The organism is Streptomyces sp. SID5785 (assembly GCF_009870065.1).
GTDB lineage: Bacteria > Actinomycetota > Actinomycetes > Streptomycetales > Streptomycetaceae > Streptomyces.
This window is the reverse complement of the sequence record NZ_WWIA01000660.1, coordinates 1-1607: the sequence shown is the minus strand read 5'-3', so window position 1 is coordinate 1607 and position 1607 is coordinate 1. Positions and strand designations below refer to the sequence as shown.

General features: G+C 72.2%; 3 protein-coding genes. 2 read left to right on the top strand and 1 reads right to left on the bottom strand.

Translation table 11 applies throughout. From position 1 onward, the window contains the following. Nucleotides 1-831 (bottom strand): LysR family transcriptional regulator (locus tag GTW43_RS21680; protein ID WP_161303684.1); only part of this gene is annotated, 831 nt, incomplete at its 3' end. 70 nt (nucleotides 832-901) lie between these two features. Here GTW43_RS21680 and GTW43_RS21675 point away from each other — a divergent pair. Together GTW43_RS21675 and GTW43_RS21670 are read left to right on the top strand one after the other, a co-directional pair. Then, nucleotides 902-1219: a hypothetical protein gene (locus GTW43_RS21675; protein WP_161303683.1), complete on the top strand. Its 318-nt coding sequence runs from the start codon at nucleotides 902-904 to the stop codon at nucleotides 1217-1219. A 48-nt stretch (nucleotides 1220-1267) separates the two neighbouring features. Next, on the top strand, nucleotides 1268-1607 hold a 340-nt coding region (locus GTW43_RS21670), incomplete at its 3' end, for a maleylpyruvate isomerase N-terminal domain-containing protein (protein WP_161303682.1).

Genomic DNA, 1607 nt, shown 5'->3' with positions numbered 1-1607 from the left:
CACGAACGCCGAGACGAGCGGGCGCTCGTCGCGCGGGGACCACGCGATCACGATGCGGCTCTCGGGAGCGTCGAGCACCGGCACACAGACCACTCCCTGCGGCGCCGGGCTCACCAGGGAGCGCGGCAGGACGGCGACCGTGCGGCCGATGGCGACCAGCGAGTACAGCTGGGCGATGTCGGTCACCTCGGGGCCGGTGCCGCTCTGGTGCGCGTGCCGGGCGCCTTGCGGCACGTCCCGCCAGCGGGGCATCGTCTCGCCCTCGAGGTCGGCGAGACGCAGCACGGACCGGTCGGCGAACCGGTGACCGGCGGACAGCACCGCCACCCGCTCCTCGACGCTGAGCGTCTCGTGGGCCAGTCCGCCGAGATCGTCGAACGGCGCGTACAGCAGCGCCACATCGGCCTGACCGGAGCGCAGCCGGTCGACCCGGTCGGCCGGTCCGCTGAAAATGACCTCGACGCGCTCGGCGTCCGGTTCCTGGGCGTACCGGGCGAGGATCGCGGAGAGCAGCCCGGCGTCACCGCCCGGCTTGAGCACCAGCCGCAGCCCGCTTCCCCGGCCGGCGGCCCGGAGCGTGTGGTCGACCGCGGAACTGACCGCGTCCAGGGCGTACCGGCCGTGCCGCAGCAGCGCCTCGCCCGCCGGGGTCAGAGCGACCTGCCGGCTGGAGCGCGCGAAGAGCTGCACGCCCAGCCGCCGCTCGACGCGCGCCACCGCCTTGGACAGGGCGGGCTGCGCGATCGCCAGACGCTCGGCGGCGCGGCCGAAGTGCAGCTCCTCGGCGACGGCGACGACGTACTCGATCTCCCGGGTCTCCAGCTCAGCCATGCCTCAAGGGTATCGATCGAGAGCGAAGAGGACTTGGACAGGCTGCCCTCCGGATTGTTTCCATGGCTGCATGATTCATCACACGATGCTCGTCTCCTTCGAGAACCCGCTCCCCGACGCCGACCTCGACCGATTCCTCCAGGACATCGAAAAGGTGATGCTGGACTCCGGACAGGTCAGCACGGTGGCCGCCACCCGTCACATCCCCGTACCCGGCGAGGAGGAGATCCCCGCCCTGATCGCGACGGCGGTGATCCAGTTCGGGGTCGCCGACCTCCCGACGCTCGGCGCGGCGTTCCAGGCGCCCGGAGTCGAGGAGATCATCGGGCGCTGGCAGGCGGAGCACCCGTACAAGGTGGCGTTCGTGAACCACACGCCGCTGGGCTGACGGGTCGCAACGGGTCGCAGACTCCGGCCGGAAGCTAGGCTGCGGCCCGTGCGCACATCGCCCCTCGACCCTGACGAACTCGTCCTCAGGGTCGCCCAGGCCCACACCCGGCTGCTCGACCTGACGGGACGCCTCAGCGACCGGCAGAAGGACGCGGCCTCGACGCTTCCGGGATGGAGCCGAGGACACGTCCTCGCACATCTCGCCGACAACGCCCGCGCCTTCGAACGGCAGGCGCGGGCCGCGCTGGCGGGCGACCTCGTCGACCTGTACGACGGCGGTCAGCAGGAGCGCGACCGGTCCATCGACCGGGGCGCCACGCATTCGGCGGCCCGGCTCCATGAGGACCTCGACGCGGCGCAACGGGCCCTGGAGGGGGTGTGGAGCC